The sequence below is a fragment of the Flavobacterium sp. 5 genome (assembly GCF_002813295.1).
Taxonomy (GTDB): Bacteria; Bacteroidota; Bacteroidia; order Flavobacteriales; family Flavobacteriaceae; genus Flavobacterium.
In genome coordinates this window covers 2,783,319-2,800,991 of record NZ_PHUE01000001.1, presented here as the reverse complement: position 1 = coordinate 2,800,991, position 17,673 = coordinate 2,783,319, and the positions used below count along the sequence as shown (strand labels likewise).

Here is a 17,673-nt window from a genome sequence, read left to right as displayed (position 1 = left end):
TCACAAATGTAATTATACCATTTAAAAATACAAACCAGTACCAACCAGTATTTAGAATAGTAAAATTTAAAAAAAATCAATGCTTTTTTATCAAAATTTTAGTTGAATTAAACAGTTATTTCATTACTTTAGAAATAGAATTTTATAAAAAGAATGATGAACAAAATTAACAAAACACTATTTTTTGGATTACTGCTTTTTTTAGCATTACCAATTAATTGTTTTTCACAGGAAAGTGCAGCATTTCCACTATGGAATAAAATTCCAGGAGGCATTAAAAATGACACCTATAAAGAAGAACCGCGATTAGATACTCAAGGCATTCGAACTGGAATACGAAAAGTTATAGAAACAACTTTGATGCCTTTTTTGGTAGAAAATAAGTCAAGTAAAAATGCTGCAGTTGTCATTTGTCCTGGTGGTGGCTATTCCGTTTTGTCGATTGATAAAGAAGGAATAAATATCGCAAAATGGCTTAACTCGATAGGAGTTTCGGCTTTTGTACTTAAATACCGTTTACCATCCGATGCTATTATGACCAATAAAACCGTTGGTCCACTTCAAGATGCGCAAGAAGCAATACGAACATTACGTCGGAATGCTGCAAAATGGAATTTAGATATTACGAAAATTGGAATCATCGGATTTTCTGCTGGAGGTCATTTGGCTTCAACAGCTTCGACACATTATTCAGACAAAGTATATGACATCAAAGATGATATCAGTGCTCGTCCCGATTTTTCTATATTAATCTATCCTGTAATCTCAATGGAAGATGGAATTACTCACAATGGTTCCAGAGAGAGTCTTCTAGGAAAAACGGCTTCTGCTGATTTGATTGCAAAATATTCGAATGAAAAGGTAGTAAACGAAAACACACCCATTACATTTTTAGTACACGCAACAGATGATGATGTAGTTCCTGTAGAAAATAGTATCAATTATTATTTAGCGTTGATAAAAAACAAAGTTTCTGCCGAGATGCATTTATATCAAAATGGTGGTCATGGTTTTGGTTTGGGCACAAAAGGAACTAATACTGATTGGCCCACAGCCTGTAAGAGTTGGCTGTTAGCTAATAAAATCCTAGACCAAAACTAACTTATTTATTTTCTCATTTCAAAAATGAAATAAAAAAAACAAATAACATTTTTAATAATTTAATTAGACTCAGTATTTGACTTCCATCGGATTTCAAATACTGATTTTTTTTACAGTCAACAAAAAAAACAGTAAGATCATGATTATCAAATAAAAAGCATCCATATTAAAATCATAACTAATCAGAAAAATAACTTTATCTTTGAGATAACAAGACAAGACTGCTTAAGAAAAAAACGAAATTAATGAAGGCATCCTATCAAAAATTGGGTCTGAAAAAGCAAAGCTTTCTAAAAATTCACTGATGACAAAAGCTATCCACAAAAAATTAAATGAATTACAATCTACTGCTATTTGCGGTAACGACATTAGTTCTTCCTGTTTGTATGTATCTGCTTTAACTATTGGATATGCGGGTCAGTATGCTTGGATTTCTCTTTTGTTTGTTGGAATTGTGCTATTTTTATTTAGAAAAATATATGGAGAAGTAGTTGGAGCTCTACCTCTAAATGGTGGTGCATATAATGTTTTATTAAATACTTCAAGCAAGAGAATGGCATCAATTGCGGCCATATTAACGGTGCTTTCGTATATGGCGACCGCAGTAATTTCTGCTTCGGAAGCAATGCATTATTTACAACACATTTTTAATGACCTTCCTATTACTATCGCAACTATTATTGTTTTACTGGCTTTTACAGTATTGGCGATAATCGGTATCGGCGAATCTGCTAAAGTGGCTGTTGGTATCTTTATTTTTCATTTAGTTTCATTGATTTTATTGGTTATAACTTGTGTTTTATTTATTGCTTTTAATGGCCTCCAAACCTTTCATCTCAATTGGGAAATCCCGCTAACAACTCATAACTTGCTATACACCTTATTCTTAGGTTTCTCAGTTGCCATGCTCGGTATTTCTGGTTTTGAAAGCTCTGCTAATTTTGTTGAGGAGCAAAAATCTGGCGTTTTTCCAAAAACACTACGCAATATGTGGGCAATTGTCTCTTTTTTCAATCCCGCAATTGCTATACTGATTATCGCTATTATTCCAATGGCCCAATTAGGTGAACACAAAGAATCATTATTAGCATTTTTAGGGCATACCGCAGGAGGAAACTGGCTATCTTGGTTAATTTCTATTGATGCCGTTTTAGTATTATGTGGAGCCGTTTTAACATCCTTTGTTGGAGTTACTGGTCTCCTGAAAAGAATGACTTTGGATAGAATTTTACCTAATTATTTTTTGAAAGAAAACAAAAGAGGTTCTAATTATAGAATTATAATCAGCTTTTTGGTTTTATGTGTTTCTGTTTTAATAGTTACCAAAGGTGATTTAGTATCGCTAGCTGGTGTTTATACCTTTTCTTTTCTTGCTGTGATGGCTTTATTTGGTATTGGAAATTTACTCCTGAAATATAAACGAAAAAAATTACCTCGCCCAGAAAAAGCAAATGGATTGGCCGTAGTTATTGCTATTAGCTTAATTATAATTGCTTTTGCCGGTAATTATATTTTGAATCAAAATTCATTTTTCACATTTGTAAAATACTTCATACCCGCCGTATTGTTTATCATGATCATGCTGGAAAGAATTTTTCTCATTGAATTCAGTATTACTATGTTGGAATATTTTTATAATCCTCTTAGAAAAATGGTTGTTTTAAGTAATCGTTTTTTGGGCAACCTCCACGCAAAAATTAACTCTCAGGAATTTGTGTTTTTTACTAAAGGCGATAATGTCGCAATTTTAAACAAAGTAATGCAATATGTAGAAGATAATGAAACTACCAAAAAACTCAAAATTGTTAATGTAATAAGAGAACACCATTCGAATCAAAAATTAAAAATTGATTTGGAAGTTCTAGACAGAGCCTATCCTCAAATACATATTGAATTTATAGAAATTGAAGGCGAATTTGGTCCTGATTTAATTTCCGAACTTTCTGAAAAATGGAAAATACCTAAAAACTTTATGTTTATTGGTTCTCCAGGAGATAAATTTTCTTATCGCGTTGCTGATTTAGGGGGTGTGCGATTGATAATGTAATCTCTTTGTGTAGATTTTTTTTCTATTCTCTGTTTTTACTATCCATCACAATAGTAACAGGTCCATCGTTAAGCAATGAAACTTTCATATCTGCTCCAAAAAGACCCGTTTGTACTTTTTTACCTAATTCCTTTTCTATCTGAAATACAAATTTCTCGTACATCGGAATAGCAATTTCTGGTTTAGAAGCTTTTAAATAGGAAGGGCGGTTTCCTTTTTTGGTTAAAGCATGAAGCGTAAACTGACTCACTACAATTACATCACCATTAATATCTTTAACAGATAAATTCATAACCTCATTTTCATCTCCAAAAATGCGAAGATTACTGATTTTTTGACAAAGCCAATCAATATCTTCTTGAGTATCGGCATCCTCAATACCTACTAAAACAAGAAGCCCTTTTTGGATTTCGGCTACGACTTTAGAATCGATGGTTACCGAAGCTGAGGAAACTCTTTGAATAACTGTTTTCAATATAATTTAAAATTAACCATTCACAATTCACAACTACTTCCTCGTTTCATCACTAGCTTTTCTATCTTCATCATACGAATCAACGCGATAATGTTCATCGTCTCCTTCTAAAATTTTAAGATAACTATTGTAACGAGACCAAGCGATTTCGTCTTTTTCTAAAGCTGCTTTTATGGCGCAATGTGGTTCTTCTTTATGCAAACAATTATTGAACTTACATTGATCTTTCAACTTGAAAAACTCTGGAAAATACCCGCTGATTTCCTCTTTCTCCATATCAACAATTCCAAAACCTTTAATTCCTGGCGTATCAATTATTCGAGCATTAAAACTCAAATCATACATTTCGGCAAAAGTCGTCGTGTGTTGTCCTTGCTTGCTGGCTTCAGAAATAGTCTTTGTTTTTAAATGTAATGCAGGTTCCATTGCATTTACTAAAGTAGATTTTCCTACTCCTGAATGTCCTGAAAACATTGTCACTTTTTCAACCATCAATTGTTTTAATTCATCCACTCCTTTATTTGTAGTAGCGGAAACTCGCAAACATTGGTATCCGATTTGCTGATAAACATGTTGCATATACAATTGTTCGTCTAAAGTGGCATCATCAAAAGTATCTATCTTATTAAAAACAAGTATCGTCTCAATTCCATAAGCTTCAGCAGTAACCAAAAAACGATCGATGAAATTAAAAGTTGTTGGTGGATTATTAATGGTAACCAAAAGAAAAACGCGATCTATATTCGAAGCAATAATATGCATTTGATGAGATAGATTAACCGATTTTCGAACAATATAATTCTTTCTTTCGTGAATATTATGAATAGTTCCTGTTACAACATCTGAAGTCTCATCTTGTTCATAATCGACAATATCACCCACAGCAATTGGATTGGTGCTTTTAATTCCTTTGATCCGGAATTTCCCTTTCATACGGCATTCGATAAAATCGCCTTGTTCGGATTTTACGGTGTACCAACTTCCTGTAGATTTGTAAACGAGTCCTGTCATGCTGCAAAGGTAAAATTTTGTTTCAAGTTTAAAGTTTAAAAGTTTAAAGTTTTTGTCTATACCATAAAAAACTCCCGAAAAGCATTTACCTTTTGAGAGTTTTTTAAAATTAACTAATGTTCTATTTTAAAAACACGAATTAAGAATTACAATTCAATTTTAAGATTATAAGCAGTGCTTTTATCTTCATAGAAGACATTATAGCTCTTATCTGAAAATGAAACGACTCTGAATTTAGTGGTTTTCGTTTTCTTTAATTCTGCTTCAAGTATAATTAACCCATTCTCATTGGTCATTCCAATAATTTTAAATGGTATTTGAACATCCGACAATGACATATCTGATGAACCGCTATATAATTCAATTTTTTGAACAGCTACAAACGTTTTTTTATCAGAAATACTTTTTTTAAACAAATCATAATCAGGTAATTGATCTACATATAACACCCCCAACAAGCTTGTCTCAGCTGGTAAGGCCTTTGAATATTGGGTTGCATATTTATTTCCATCACTACGTTGTTTTGTCAAATAAATTATATTAGCAGATTGCATTGCAGCCTTTATTTTAAAATTCTTATAAGCTCTTTCCTTAACTTTATCTTGACTAGAAAGTTGACTAGTTCCTTTAGCATTTGAGCTTACATCTCCTAATTTAAATAACCCTTTCACATCTGCTTCTACTTGTGTTATCTTAATATTTTCAAAATCATTCACATCCATAACTTTCTTAAAAGAAGTTGATTCTGCAAAAATTTGTACTCTTCCATTTTTAAACACAATTTTCTGAATCGTGTTCTTATGTGCAGTGTTAATTAAATCTTCTGCAGGATATGAATATTTTACTGCATCAGGTGTAATTTCTTTGACACTACATGCAATCTTTTCACCATTAGAATAAATCGTGTCTGTTTGACCAAAACATAAAGTTGTAACACAAATTACTACTATACTCAAAATTAGTTTTTTCATAGATTCTCAAAATTAATTTAATCGTTTTTGCAATATTACAATTAATAAAAAAACCTTCTGCATGACACAGAAGGTTTATTCTATTTAACAATATTAAAACTTATTTTTAAAAAAATTAAGAGTTCAATACTTTTTCTTGGTGACCAATACTTTCTTGGTGAATTTCTTTGAATAATTTAGTGATAAATTCTTCAGTCAATCCTTTTTTACCACCTTCAGCAACCATTTTCGCTTGGATTTCATTCCAACGATTGTTTTGTAAAACTGCTACGTTATTATCTTTTTTCACTTGACCAATTTCGTCAGCAACTTTCATACGTTTTCCTAAAAGGTCTAATAAATTAGCATCTAGAACGTCGATATTAGCTCTCAATTTTGTCATTTTTTGATCAAAATCTGAATCTCCGCTCACTTTTCTTACTTTCAAATCTTTGAAAATTTGTTTCAAAGCATCTGGAGTTACTTGCTGTGCAGCATCAGACCAAGCGTTATCTGGATCAGTATGAGTTTCTATAATCATACCATCATAATTCAAATCCAAAGCTTCTTGAGTTACTTCAAGAATCATATCACGGTTTCCAGTAATGTGAGATGGATCAATAATCAATGGCAAATCAGGGAATTTATTTTGCAATTCAATAGCAATCTGCCATTCTGGAATATTTCTGTATTTCGTTTTTTCGTAAGTAGAAAAACCTCTGTGGATAACTCCTAATTTTTTGATTCCAGCAGCATATAAACGCTCAACACCACCTAACCATAAAGCCATATCTGGATTTACTGGGTTTTTAATCAAAACAATTTTATCAGTTCCTGCCAATGTATCAGCAATCTCTTGAACTGCAAAAGGATTTGCAGTTGTACGAGCACCAACCCATAAAACATCAATATCATTTTCTAAAGCTAATTTACAGTGAGCAGCAGTAGCTACCTCAGTTCCCATAAGCAAACCAGTTTCTGCTTTAGCTTTTTTCAACCATTTTAATCCAATTTCTCCAACACCTTCAAATCCTCCTGGACGAGTTCTTGGTTTCCAGATACCAGCTCTAAAAACACTTACATCTGAATCTTTCAATTCATGAGCAATTTTCAATACTTGCTCTTCAGTTTCAGCACTACAAGGTCCTGCAATTACGAATGGATGAGACAATTTGAATTCGTTCAACCAATCTCTCATTTCTTTCTTGTTTTCCATCTTTTCTAATTTTATTCTTTTAATTTAATTTAGTTTTTTTTCTCCTACGTAATGTGCTATTTCTTAGCATTCATTCCGTTTAATATTTCTCTTATTTTATTTACACTTTGCATTTCATTATAAATAGCCTCATAATCATCATTTACCAAAAGCTCTTTAAAATTTGATAAATTGGCTATATATTCTTCTAAGGTTTTTACAACCTGTTTTTTGTTTTGTTTAAAAATCGGCGTCCACATTGCTGGCGAACTCTTAGCCAAACGAACGGTACTTTCAAATCCAGAACCTGCCATGTCAAAAATATCCTGCTCGTCTTTTTCCTTATTTATCACCGTTTTCCCAAGCATAAACGAACTAATGTGTGACAAATGCGACACGTAAGCAATATGTTTATCATGCGATTTTGGATCCATATAGCGAATTCTCATTCCCATTTCTTTGAACAACTCTAATGCTTTTTCCTGCAACTTGAAAGTCGTTTTCTCGACCTCACAAATAATATTCGTTTTCCCTTGAAACAATCCTTTTATCGCAGCAGATGGTCCCGAAAATTCAGTTCCTGCAATAGGATGCGCTGCAACAAAATTTCTTCTTTTCGGATGATTCGCCACTACTTCACAGATTGGTGTTTTAGTAGAACCCACATCAAAAACAATAGTTTTTTCTCCAATAGCATCCAAAACTTTAGGTAAAACCTTCATTGCTACATCAACAGGAACCGAAACAATCACAAAATCGGCAGTTTCTAAATCTTCAAAACTGGCTTCTTTATCAATCACTCCCAAAGCAATTGCTTCTTGAACGTGTTTTTCATTCGTATCGATACCGTGAATAGTCGCTTCAGGATATAGTCCTTTGATGTCTAGCACCATCGAACCCCCAATCAATCCTATCCCTATTACGTGTACATTCATTTTTTTAATTTATTTGAAGCTAATCCTGCTATCCGTTCCAATCTTTTATCCTTAAAAATCAGGATAAAAGGATTTCCACTTCTATCAGGGCTAGGACTTCCCGTTTTTTCAAGAACTTTCCGTTCTATATTTTTATGTTCATTTTTTGTCATTCCGACGAAGGAGGAATCTTCGTTGGTTAATCACGTTGCGGAGATTCCTCCTCCGTCGGAATGACAAACTGTAGCAAAAATCAAAAATCGTTAATCAGCAATCTAAAATCTACTAATAGCCTCCTCAATTTTTTCTTCTTTCACACACAGAGCAAATCGAATATATCCTTCTCCATTGCTTCCAAAAATAGTTCCTGGTGTGATAAAAATAGATTTCTCATATAATATCTTATCTATAAAATCTTCTGCAGATGTGATTCCCTCAGGTAATTTTGCCCAAACAAATAATCCAACTCCTTCAGCATATACTTTACAGCCTAGTTTTTCTGCCAATTGTTCTGTAAGCACACGACGCTTTTTGTAAACAGCGTTCATAGAATCAAACCAGGATTTGTCACTTTTCAAAGCTTCAACAGCTCCTTTCTGAATTCCATAAAACATACCGCTGTCCATGTTGCTTTTTACTTTAAGCACTGAATCTATAAGTGTTGCACTTCCTAACACCATTCCGACTCTCCAGCCTGCCATGTTAAAAGTTTTACTCAAAGAATTCAATTCTAATGCAACATCTTTTGCTCCTTCAACCTGCAATAAACTCATTGGCTTATCATTCAAAACAAAACTATACGGATTGTCATTGATTAATAATATATTGTGTTTTTTAGCAAATGCTATTAATTTTGCAAACAATTCCAAACTGCCTCTTGCTCCTGTTGGCATGTGCGGATATCCCAACCACATGATTTTCACTTTCGATAAATCTAATTTTTCCAAAGCTTCAAAATCAGGTTCCCAATTATTAGCTTCTTTCAAATCATAATAAACCGGTAAAGCTCCAACAAGATTCGTCACAGAAGTATACGTAGGATAACCTGGATTCGGAATCAAAACATGGTCTCCTTCATTCAGGAAGGCCATAGAAATATGCATAATTCCTTCTTTCGAACCAATCAATGGTAAAATTTCAACAGCAGGATCTAAAGCAACTCCGTAATTATTTTGATAAAAATCGGCCATTCCTTTTCTAAGTTCCGGCAATCCCTGATAACTTTGATACTGATGCGCATTTTCGTCTTGCATTGCTGCAACCACAGCATCCATTACCGCTTGCGATGGTTTTAAATCTGGACTTCCAATTCCCATATTGATAATTGGTTTTCCTTCTGAGGCTAATTGTCTCACTTCTCTCAGCTTGGATGAGAAGTAATATTCTTCAATTATATCAAGACGCTTTGCTGTTGTAATCATAATTTTTATTTTTGAGCTGTCGGCTATCGGCTATCGGCTTTGGACTTTATAACTTTGGACTTTAAACTTTTAGACTAATTACGGTTTGGTATTTTTATATTCTCCCAATATTTTAAAATACTCCGCCATAATTTCCAATAATGATTTTGCTTTGGCGAAATCTTCATATTTCTCAAAAGTCACATCCACGAAAAATGAATATTTCCAAGGCGTTTCAATTTTTGGCAACGACTGAATTTTAGTCAAATTCAATTTGCAATCGCTCATTACATTCAAAACCGCAGCCAAACTTCCTCGTTTGTGATCCAATTCAAATTTTATTGAAGCCCTGTTTATTTCGCTTTCCGGCACAAAATGATTCTCTCTATTAATAATTACAAAACGAGTCATATTGTTTTTTATCGTTTGGATTTCTGGAGCCAGAATTTCCAAGTCATACATTTCAGAAGCTGTTTTACTAGCGATAGCTGCAATTCCTTTTAGCTGTTTTTCTTGTATTCTTCTAGCGGTTTCAGCAGTATCTTTATCTTCAACCAATTTTATGTTTGGATATTTTTTTAAAAACTCCATACATTGCAACAACGCCATTGGATGAGAATGAACTTCCTGAATATCTTCCATTTTTTGACCTTTTAGAGCCATTAAATTTTGATGAATACTTAAATAATGTTCCCCGATGATATGCAAATTATTTTTATCAATTAATGCGTAATTTGGAATTATTGGACCAGCGATTGAATTCTCTATTGCCATTACCGCCTGATCCGTTTTTCCAGAAAGCAAACTAGTTACCAACTCCTCAAAAGACATACATTCATCAACTTCTATATTTTGATAAAAATAATCTTGAGCCACTTGATGGTGGAAAGATCCTTTAATTCCTTGTATTGCAATTTTCGTTCTCATTGGGTCAAAAAAAAATCCTGATTTTCATCAGGATTGTATATTAGTTTTATTTGTTTCTTGTATTTTCAAATAACCATAGCACAATCCCTTACTTCCTAAAGAAGAAATAAAAAGAGTTGCTAAAATAAAAACGGTTACTAGACATTGTATTGTTTGTGTTTCAATTATTTGATGCAAATGTATAACTTATTTTGACTCGCCCAAAATAAAAATAATATTTTGTATAACAAAAAAAGATTTCTTTGTTAAACTACTTTTAAAATTACTATTTCATAAAAAAGAAGCTTTTTGAGTAGTTAAAATTATTGATTTCAAAATAAAAATACCATTACTGAATGTCTATTATCTTAAAAAGAGCATGCTTTTAAAGCTTTTACCCTAAAATATAGATGAAAAATGACTTTTTCTATAATACTCTAAAGTTGTTATGGCCGCGTGAGGGATAGAAGCAAACTGCCAAAGCAGTGCGGATAGCCCGACCCAATTGAGAAAAGGGGCTGATTAAGCGGCACTATAAGTAAGCCCCTTTTCTCAATTGGGGCACGCCCAAACGAACTTTTTCAAACTGAAAAAACAAATAATCATTTAGTTTTTTGAGGAAATCCACTTCTTTCCTTCGGAGATTCTGGTAACTACCATGGTACAAACCAAGTCACCATTCGCATTCAATAATGTAGCGATTGGATCAACCAAGGTTCCTATAATCATTGCAGCTGGCAAAGCTTGTTCCATTGGGAATCCATAAACTGTGATGGCTAAAATCTCTCCTATATAACCGCCGTTTGGGATCCCTCCTTCGACAACTGAGACAATTATTGTAATTCCGATGGCAACCAATAAAGTATAAGGATCGGTAAAATCCTTTCCAAACAAGGCAAAAAGAACTGCGATTTTCACTATCGACGACATGCTAGAACCGTCTTTGTGCAAGGGTGCCCCAAGCGGAATTACCAGATTCCTAATGTGACTTGGAATATTCATTTGCTCTGCTCCTTCGAGATTTGCAGGAATGGTTGCAATACTGCTGCAAGTCCCAACAGCTGTCAATGCAGGAGTGATGTTATTTTTCCAGAATACTTTTAGTCCAATACTTCCTCCTGCGAAAAAAGCATACAAACTAAAAAACACAATAAAGTAAAAGGAACAAACGGCATAATAAAGCGCCAATGGTTTAGCATACGCTCCAAATAATTGTGGCCCAAAAATCCCTACTTGATAAGCAAAATAAGCGCCAAGACCAATTGGAGCGGTTTTCATAATAAGATGCAGCAATTGTTTCATTACTTCGTTACCCGAATCAAGAAACTTAGCAAAATCTTTTCCTTTTTCACCTGCACGTAAGGTAGAAAAACCTATTAAAAAGGAAAATAGGATGAGTGCCAGCATATTTTTTCGAGACAAAATCTCGTAGAAATCATTTACTGTAAGTAATTGTGTAATTTGAGATCCTGTGCTAGCTTCCTGTATTTTCTCTATAACCGTTTTGGAAAGCACAATGTCTTGATGAATTGGAAAAATCAAAACACCAATAATCATTACTATAGCCGAAATAATTACGGTTGATAAAAAGACACCTATAACTATCATGAAAAGTTTTCCGAGTTTTTCTGTTTTTTGCAAATTGGCAATTGAAGAGGCGATCGTAAAAAACACTAGTGGAATTATCGCTGTAAAAAGTAGATTCAGGAATATATCTCCTAAAGGTTTTATCACTTCTACTCCATCTCCAAAAACCAAACCTAAAATACTTCCAACAAATATTCCTCCGAGGAGTAATAAAATACTACTGTAATTTTTCAAGAAACTGCCTGATTGATTTTTCATATCTACTTAGTTTATTGTAAATATAGGAATCTAAATACAATTCTTTTAAAAACAAAAAGCATTCATGAGGTTATGAATGCTTCCTTAAAATTAGAGAAAATAGAAATTAAAAAATCTTTGAAATTCCTACAGTAAACGATTGACCAAAATTAAAGTTAAAACCTGTTTCTTTATATCCATTACTATTGGTCCTATTTGTTGTTGAATAATTCAAACCTCCAAAACCAAAATTTAAAGCAAATCCATTTTTTATATTTATTGCTAGAACGGGCATAATTGTTGCATAAAAACCATTTGTTTTATAAGTATAATTCGTTGGATCACTAAAGTCATTTGAACTTGTGTCTTTATATGTGCGATAACCTGTCCCTAGATCTGCATAAATTAAAAACAAATCGCTCAAGGACTTTGAATAACGAACAAAAGCTCCAAAAGAACAATTATTTCTTTTACTTTCTTGATTTGTATATTCATTTCTTCCAGACGAAATTCCAGCCTCACCTCCTATTGTCCAGTTATTAGCAAACTGATACCCAACTTTTGGATAAAAACTAAATTCGGATTGAGTAAATCTAGTTTCTGGATTACCAGATTTTTGTTTTTGAGATGAATAACTCACAGTCCCCATTAATAAAACAGTTCCCTTTTGGGCATTTGCAAAGCTTACTATAGCTAAAGCAAGAACAACGAAAATTCTTTTCATAATTTATTTTATTTTGTTAAAAATTAATAATCCTTTAACAAGAACTATGCCACTACAAATAATTACCACAGAATTTTATTTAGTTTAATCTAATCACTTTTATTGTCAATTAAAATATAAATTTTAGAAGTTAAACGGGGAACTATCTATTTTCTAATTACTTTTGCAACAAATAATATGGTATGTCAATAGAAGTAAAAAACGTTTCGAAAAGTTATGGTGCTCAAAAAGCATTAGACAATATTTCTTTTTCTGTCAAAAAAGGAGAAATTGTTGGTTTTCTAGGCCCAAATGGTGCTGGAAAATCGACTTTGATGAAAATTTTAACCACGTATCTAAATGCTGATAGTGGTGTTGCACTCGTAAATGAATTTGATGTAAACAGTCAGGAAAAATCAGTTCAGCTTTCTATTGGGTATTTACCAGAACACAATCCGTTGTATTTAGATCTGTATGTTAGAGAATATTTAGCTTTTAATGCCGATGTCTATAAGGTGGCTAAATCTAGAATTGAAGAGGTAATTCAGCTTACGGGTTTGCAAAGCGAAAGTCATAAAAAAATAAGTCAATTGTCTAAAGGATATCGTCAACGGGTTGGGCTTGCCAACGCTTTATTGCACAATCCTGATGTTTTAATTTTGGACGAACCAACTACAGGTCTAGATCCAAATCAGTTAGTCGAAATCAGAAATGTGATTAAAAATGTTGGAAAAGACAAAACGGTTTTTCTATCTACACACATTATGCAGGAAGTAGAAGCGATTTGTGATCGTGTGATTATTATTGACAAAGGACAAATCGTCGCCGATAAAAAATTAGACAACTTAATCTCTGCTGATAAAGAACAAGTAATCGAAGTAGAATTTGATAAAAAAGTACAAGAAGATCTTGTTGCTGAAATTCCACATTTGAAATCGTTCACAAATACTCAAGGATTTTCTTGGGAACTGACTTTTGTTTCCGACAAAGATATGCGTTCTACCGTTTTTGATTTTGCTTATGATAATGGTTTGAAAACTTTACAACTGAACCAAAAGAATAAAAATTTGGAAGCGGTTTTTAGAGAAATAACTAAGTAATTATTTTTTAGATTTCAAATAAAAAAGCTCGTTTAAAAACATTTTTAAACGAGCTTTTTTATTACTTCATTAATGACTTTAAATATATTGTATACAGTAACGACAAGACTATAACTGAAAGACGTACGACACTTTTCAGAAAAAAATTATTAACATTTAATGATGGTAAATTAGATTTGGTTTTTAGAAAGAAATCAACCAGTTTTTTATAATCTAATAGTATTAAAAATAAAACTCCAATTGTCAGCAGAACAGATTGCGTCAAAGCACCTGCATTCATCTGATAAAAAATATTAATCAAAGTCAAATTGAGAAGCAAAGAAAACAAAATTATAGCTCCGATTAGTAATGTTCTGCGGTACAATAACAAATAACCTCCTATAATTTGCATGAGTGCTATTATAATTCCGAAAGCAGGTGAATGTCCAAAATAAAACCAAGTTAACCATTCGCCTGTTTGTTGGTTCATTGACATATTCGAAATGGCTGTTGGCACAATAAACTGAAGTCCGTAAAACTTTTTCCAACCAAAACTAACTATATTAAAAGCAATACAATAACGAATCGAACTATAAAAGGAACCATAGGCTTTTACCGAATCGATTTTTTGTTTTCGCTCCAAATACTGCCATAAAAACGGAAACAACAAGGAAATTAATAACGAAATACCAACCAAAGAAAAAACTAATATTGGAGGCAACCAAGGAATATTTCCTCCATTACCAAGTGTAAGTAATAAAGCGGAAAGCTCAAGTCCAAAAATTAAACAGGTACAGACTTTTTTTCCAATTGAATTTGAAATCTCTGAATTTGATTGTTCTAACATCTTATTTGTGTTTTGAATTAATATTCGACAAATATGAATAGTATTCAAACACTAAGCGTTCCGATGTATGCATTCGAACGTAATTAAAATTCTTTTTCTACAATACTCGTATTTGATTTTACAAATTCAGTTGGAGAGAAACCAGTGAGCTTTTTAAAAGTCGTATTAAAAGTAGTTTTGGAATTAAATCCAGATTCATAAGCAATTCCCAAAATATTTAATTGATTGTATTTTTCAGATAATAACAAATTTTTAGCTTCCTCAATGCGATACTTATTTATAAAATTATAAAAATTATCGCCATACAATTCATTAATAACAAAAGAAGTTTCATTGCAGTTTGCATACATTTTTTTGGCCAATTTTGGCAAACTCAAATCATTATCCAAATACAGTTTTTCGGAATTTATAAGTATTTGCAATTTATCATTCAATTCAAGCATCCGAGTTTCAGAAACTCTTTTTGGGTTTTCTTTTTTATATTCTTTAATAGCTGATAAATCATTTAATTCGGTTTTGCTGAAATCAAAAATTTCTTTTTGCTGCAAAGAAAAATAGGCCAGAAAAAAAACACTTAACAGATATATGAAAGGTGTAAATTCAATTAAACTGTTTAAACTTAAAAAGATAAGATTAAGCCATCCCGTTACAATAAATAACAGAACCAATAGAAAATATTTTAACCAAGAAAGATCAATTTTTTTAATTGATGATGAAAACTTATGTACGTTTTTTAAATGATTTTGCAATCTTCTAAATGATAAACACCAATAGATTATAGTTTGCAATGGTAATACTATTTGAAAAACAAAAAACACGACCCTGCCTACTTCATAACTAAACTCAAAATTTTTTCCAGTTATAAAAAAAGGAAATCTGAAAATTAAAAAAATTAGAAAGGGTAAAAAATGCCATAAATTTTTCTTTTCAAATTTTTTAGAGAATGATGTAAAATATAAAATGCTGATATAAAGAAATGGAGCCGTTAGGAATCGTATCAAACCTATCATCTCGAAAAGATTAGGATGAGTTAAAGATATCTTTTGATAAAATAACGGTATTTCAACAATAGCTAATCCGAGTGTAATAACAAATAATCCAAGGAATATATTAGCCATTACATTTACTTTTCGTGAATGAGCAAGAAGTAAAAAGCCCAACAAAAATGTAGCGCCAGATGTAATACCCATTATGATTGGAGAATTTATCATATTAAAATATTTGCTATTCTTTTTCTTAATTTAAAAAGTTGGCAAAAGCTTTTGTGTCAAAGTAAAAAGGTCTAATTGCAGTAATTTTTCCCGATTGTAATTCGAAATGCTCCGAAATAGGCATGCTTATTATTTCACCTGATTTTTTAGATTTGCATTTGATTGTGAACAGTATAATAACCTCATCTTTTGAATCATTAGTAAAATAAGTCGGTTCTTTTTCTATGACTAAATCATAGTAGGTTCCTGCTTTTGTAAACATTGTAATCCACTCGCCAAAACCTATATACACACCTCCATACGCTAAACCTTCGGCCTGATTATAAACAGCTTTGTCAGCGATAAGTGTTACCATTGTTTTGAAGTCTCTGGTTTTAAAAAGACATTCATAATATTTAGCAACTACTGCTATATTTTCTTTCTCCAGCACATTTAATCCATTAGATTTTGTTTGGGAAAATGCCAGATTAAACAAAAATAACGTCAGTGCAAAACTCCATATTTTCTTCATATTGCTAATTTTAGTTTAAAAGTTAAGTGATTTGAAATTATTGTATTCCTAACTCCAAAATTGTTTCCTTTAAAGAATCAATTGCAATTTGTACATCCAATTCAGTTGTTCTCCAATTTACAAACGAAGCTCGGATTCCTTTTTTGTTTTGATAAATAGTAGGAGTCATAAACACTTTGCCTTTATCATTAAGTTTCGTCAAAAATAAAATTGCTTTTTCCTGATTATGTTCTCCTGCCAAAGTAAAGCAAACATTGTTTAGACGAGTTGGAGCCAACAATTCAAAATTTTCACTTTGGGCAATAAACTCATCGAACTGCAAGGCTCTTGCAACACTATTTTCTACAATATCCTGAAAACCTTGTTTTCCATATGCCAAAAGCGAAAACCAAACAGGTAAAGCTTTTAGTCGTCGGGAATTCTCAGGTAAAAAATTCAAGTAGCTAAAATTTTCTAATGGATCTCCCAAATACGGTGCATTCGAATTTTGAAATGTTTCAACCTGACATTTTTTATGTTCATCTTTTATCAAATAAAAAGCACTTTCGTAAGGAACATTAAGCCATTTATGACAATCAATAGTAATACTGTCTGCTTTTTCCCAACCATTTAGCAAATGGTGGTACTTTGGCGAACAAACTGCAAAACCACCAAAAGCAGCATCAATATGCCACCAAAAATTGTATTTTTCTTTGAGTTTTGCAATCGCATTAAAATCATCAAAATCGGCTGTATTCACAGTTCCTGCACTTGATATTAAAATAAAAGGTTGACCGTTTAATTTTGATATATTCTGTTCTAAATCATCTATATCAATGGCTTCTCGATTGCCTTCGATTGTTTTTATTTTAGTAAAATTTTGACTTCCAATTCCTAACATCGCCAAACATTTTATTGAGGAAGAATGTGGCGTAGCAGTCAAGATATGAATAGGAGCTTTAATTCCATTTTTCGCAAAATCTAAACCCAATTGTTTTCCTAACCATTGTCGAGCAACCGCCAAACAAGTAAAATTTGATAGAGTTGCACCAGTTACAAATCCTCCTAAAAATGATTTTGGCAAAGCCAATAATTGCAACAATAGGTTTATGGTTTCAATTTCTATCAAAGCTGAAACGCCGCCTTGGGCATTTGTCGCTTGTGCATTTGGGTCGTAAATAGTAGTAAGCCAATCTCCAACAATCGAAGCTGGTGTAGCTCCACCAGTCACAAAACCCCAATATCTAGGTCCGCCTTGAGAAACCATTAAAGGTGCCAAACGCTGATTAAACATTTCCAAAGTGGGCAATGCCCCTAATCCAGAATCATTTAAAATCCCAGTTGTATCTATAGTGTTTCGAGTTGAAGTTGGAAGAGAATCAATAGTATTCAAAAAATCAATTCCATGTTGTTTTACCTGCTCAAGGATATTATTAATGTCTCGTAAATCTTGTTGAAGTGTTGGATTCATTTCATATTTTATTAAAAAATTCGGATACCGAATATACAAAATTACCCCA

At 32.4% G+C, this 17,673-nt stretch carries 16 protein-coding genes; 3 read left to right on the top strand and 13 right to left on the bottom strand.

Annotation, left to right across the window (positions count from 1 at the left end; translation table 11 throughout):
- Positions 1-153 precede the first annotated feature (153 nt).
- Together CLU82_RS11480 and CLU82_RS11475 are read left to right on the top strand one after the other, a co-directional pair.
- Positions 154-1,101 (top strand): alpha/beta hydrolase, encoded by a 948-nt coding sequence (locus CLU82_RS11480; RefSeq protein ID WP_100843230.1) that lies wholly within the window; start codon positions 154-156, stop codon positions 1,099-1,101.
- 304 nt (positions 1,102-1,405) lie between these two features.
- Entirely contained in the window at positions 1,406-3,148 is a 1,743-nt protein-coding gene (locus CLU82_RS11475; RefSeq protein WP_100843229.1) for an APC family permease, read from the top strand.
- 22 nt (positions 3,149-3,170) lie between these two features.
- On the opposite strand, the gene dtd is transcribed toward CLU82_RS11475, so the two are convergent.
- The 9 genes from dtd to CLU82_RS11430 all read right to left on the bottom strand — a co-directional run bounded on the left by dtd (position 3,171) and on the right by CLU82_RS11430 (position 12,547).
- On the bottom strand, positions 3,171-3,623 hold the full coding sequence (gene dtd / locus CLU82_RS11470; protein ID WP_100843228.1) for a D-aminoacyl-tRNA deacylase: 453 nt from the start codon (positions 3,621-3,623) through the stop codon (positions 3,171-3,173).
- 33 nt (positions 3,624-3,656) lie between these two features.
- Positions 3,657-4,634, bottom strand: a complete 978-nt coding sequence (rsgA, locus tag CLU82_RS11465; RefSeq protein ID WP_100843227.1) for a ribosome small subunit-dependent GTPase A — start codon at positions 4,632-4,634, stop codon at positions 3,657-3,659.
- Positions 4,635-4,780: 146 nt separating this feature from the next.
- Positions 4,781-5,605: a hypothetical protein gene (locus CLU82_RS11460; RefSeq protein WP_100843226.1), complete on the bottom strand. Its 825-nt coding sequence runs from the start codon at positions 5,603-5,605 to the stop codon at positions 4,781-4,783.
- Positions 5,606-5,720: 115 nt separating this feature from the next.
- Complete coding sequence (locus CLU82_RS11455) at positions 5,721-6,800, bottom strand: bifunctional 3-deoxy-7-phosphoheptulonate synthase/chorismate mutase type II (protein ID WP_100843225.1); 1,080 nt, start codon at positions 6,798-6,800, stop codon at positions 5,721-5,723.
- Between the two features lie 56 nt (positions 6,801-6,856).
- On the bottom strand, positions 6,857-7,714 hold the full coding sequence (locus tag CLU82_RS11450; protein WP_100843224.1) for a prephenate dehydrogenase: 858 nt from the start codon (positions 7,712-7,714) through the stop codon (positions 6,857-6,859).
- Between the two features lie 254 nt (positions 7,715-7,968).
- A complete protein-coding gene (locus CLU82_RS11445; protein ID WP_100843223.1) occupies positions 7,969-9,114 on the bottom strand; it encodes a pyridoxal phosphate-dependent aminotransferase in 1,146 nt (381 codons plus the stop codon).
- Positions 9,115-9,192: 78 nt separating this feature from the next.
- Positions 9,193-10,020, bottom strand: coding sequence for a prephenate dehydratase (locus tag CLU82_RS11440; protein WP_100843222.1), 828 nt, complete (start codon positions 10,018-10,020; stop codon positions 9,193-9,195).
- Positions 10,021-10,605: 585 nt separating this feature from the next.
- Positions 10,606-11,844 carry a dicarboxylate/amino acid:cation symporter gene (locus tag CLU82_RS11435; protein ID WP_100843221.1) on the bottom strand — a complete coding sequence of 413 codons (1,239 nt, stop codon included), beginning with the start codon at positions 11,842-11,844 and terminating at the stop codon, positions 10,606-10,608.
- Between the two features lie 106 nt (positions 11,845-11,950).
- Positions 11,951-12,547: an outer membrane beta-barrel protein gene (locus CLU82_RS11430; RefSeq protein WP_100843220.1), complete on the bottom strand. Its 597-nt coding sequence runs from the start codon at positions 12,545-12,547 to the stop codon at positions 11,951-11,953.
- Between the two features lie 182 nt (positions 12,548-12,729).
- Between CLU82_RS11430 and gldA the strand changes: the two genes are divergently transcribed.
- On the top strand, positions 12,730-13,626 hold the full coding sequence (gene gldA, locus CLU82_RS11425) for a gliding motility-associated ABC transporter ATP-binding subunit GldA (protein WP_100843219.1): 897 nt from the start codon (positions 12,730-12,732) through the stop codon (positions 13,624-13,626).
- Between the two features lie 61 nt (positions 13,627-13,687).
- Here the strand turns inward: gldA and CLU82_RS11420 are convergent, their stop codons facing one another.
- From CLU82_RS11420 to CLU82_RS11405, 4 genes are all read right to left on the bottom strand, one after another.
- Positions 13,688-14,452, bottom strand: coding sequence for a hypothetical protein (locus CLU82_RS11420; RefSeq protein ID WP_100843218.1), 765 nt, complete (start codon positions 14,450-14,452; stop codon positions 13,688-13,690).
- A gap of 83 nt (positions 14,453-14,535) precedes the next feature.
- Entirely contained in the window at positions 14,536-15,120 is a 585-nt protein-coding gene (locus tag CLU82_RS20725; protein ID WP_157813349.1) for an AraC family transcriptional regulator, read from the bottom strand.
- A 568-nt stretch (positions 15,121-15,688) separates the two neighbouring features.
- Complete coding sequence (locus CLU82_RS11410) at positions 15,689-16,174, bottom strand: nuclear transport factor 2 family protein (protein WP_100843216.1); 486 nt, start codon at positions 16,172-16,174, stop codon at positions 15,689-15,691.
- Between the two features lie 37 nt (positions 16,175-16,211).
- The gene (locus CLU82_RS11405) at positions 16,212-17,624 is read right to left on the bottom strand and encodes a pyridoxal-dependent decarboxylase (protein WP_100843215.1); all 1,413 of its coding nucleotides are present in this window, start codon (positions 17,622-17,624) and stop codon (positions 16,212-16,214) included.
- Positions 17,625-17,673: the final 49 nt, after the last annotated feature.

Coding starts and splice junctions, on each gene's coding strand:
- CLU82_RS11480 (WP_100843230.1), top strand. CDS start 154: ATGATGAACAAAATTAACAAAACACTATTTTTTGGATTACTGCTTTTT.
- CLU82_RS11475 (WP_100843229.1), top strand. CDS start 1,406: ATGACAAAAGCTATCCACAAAAAATTAAATGAATTACAATCTACTGCT.
- rsgA (WP_100843227.1), bottom strand. CDS start 4,634: ATGACAGGACTCGTTTACAAATCTACAGGAAGTTGGTACACCGTAAAA.
- CLU82_RS11460 (WP_100843226.1), bottom strand. CDS start 5,605: ATGAAAAAACTAATTTTGAGTATAGTAGTAATTTGTGTTACAACTTTA.
- CLU82_RS11455 (WP_100843225.1), bottom strand. CDS start 6,800: ATGGAAAACAAGAAAGAAATGAGAGATTGGTTGAACGAATTCAAATTG.
- CLU82_RS11450 (WP_100843224.1), bottom strand. CDS start 7,714: ATGAATGTACACGTAATAGGGATAGGATTGATTGGGGGTTCGATGGTG.
- CLU82_RS11445 (WP_100843223.1), bottom strand. CDS start 9,114: ATGATTACAACAGCAAAGCGTCTTGATATAATTGAAGAATATTACTTC.
- CLU82_RS11440 (WP_100843222.1), bottom strand. CDS start 10,020: ATGAGAACGAAAATTGCAATACAAGGAATTAAAGGATCTTTCCACCAT.
- CLU82_RS11435 (WP_100843221.1), bottom strand. CDS start 11,844: ATGAAAAATCAATCAGGCAGTTTCTTGAAAAATTACAGTAGTATTTTA.
- CLU82_RS11430 (WP_100843220.1), bottom strand. CDS start 12,547: ATGAAAAGAATTTTCGTTGTTCTTGCTTTAGCTATAGTAAGCTTTGCA.
- gldA (WP_100843219.1), top strand. CDS start 12,730: ATGTCAATAGAAGTAAAAAACGTTTCGAAAAGTTATGGTGCTCAAAAA.
- CLU82_RS11420 (WP_100843218.1), bottom strand. CDS start 14,452: ATGTTAGAACAATCAAATTCAGAGATTTCAAATTCAATTGGAAAAAAA.
- CLU82_RS11410 (WP_100843216.1), bottom strand. CDS start 16,174: ATGAAGAAAATATGGAGTTTTGCACTGACGTTATTTTTGTTTAATCTG.
- CLU82_RS11405 (WP_100843215.1), bottom strand. CDS start 17,624: ATGAATCCAACACTTCAACAAGATTTACGAGACATTAATAATATCCTT.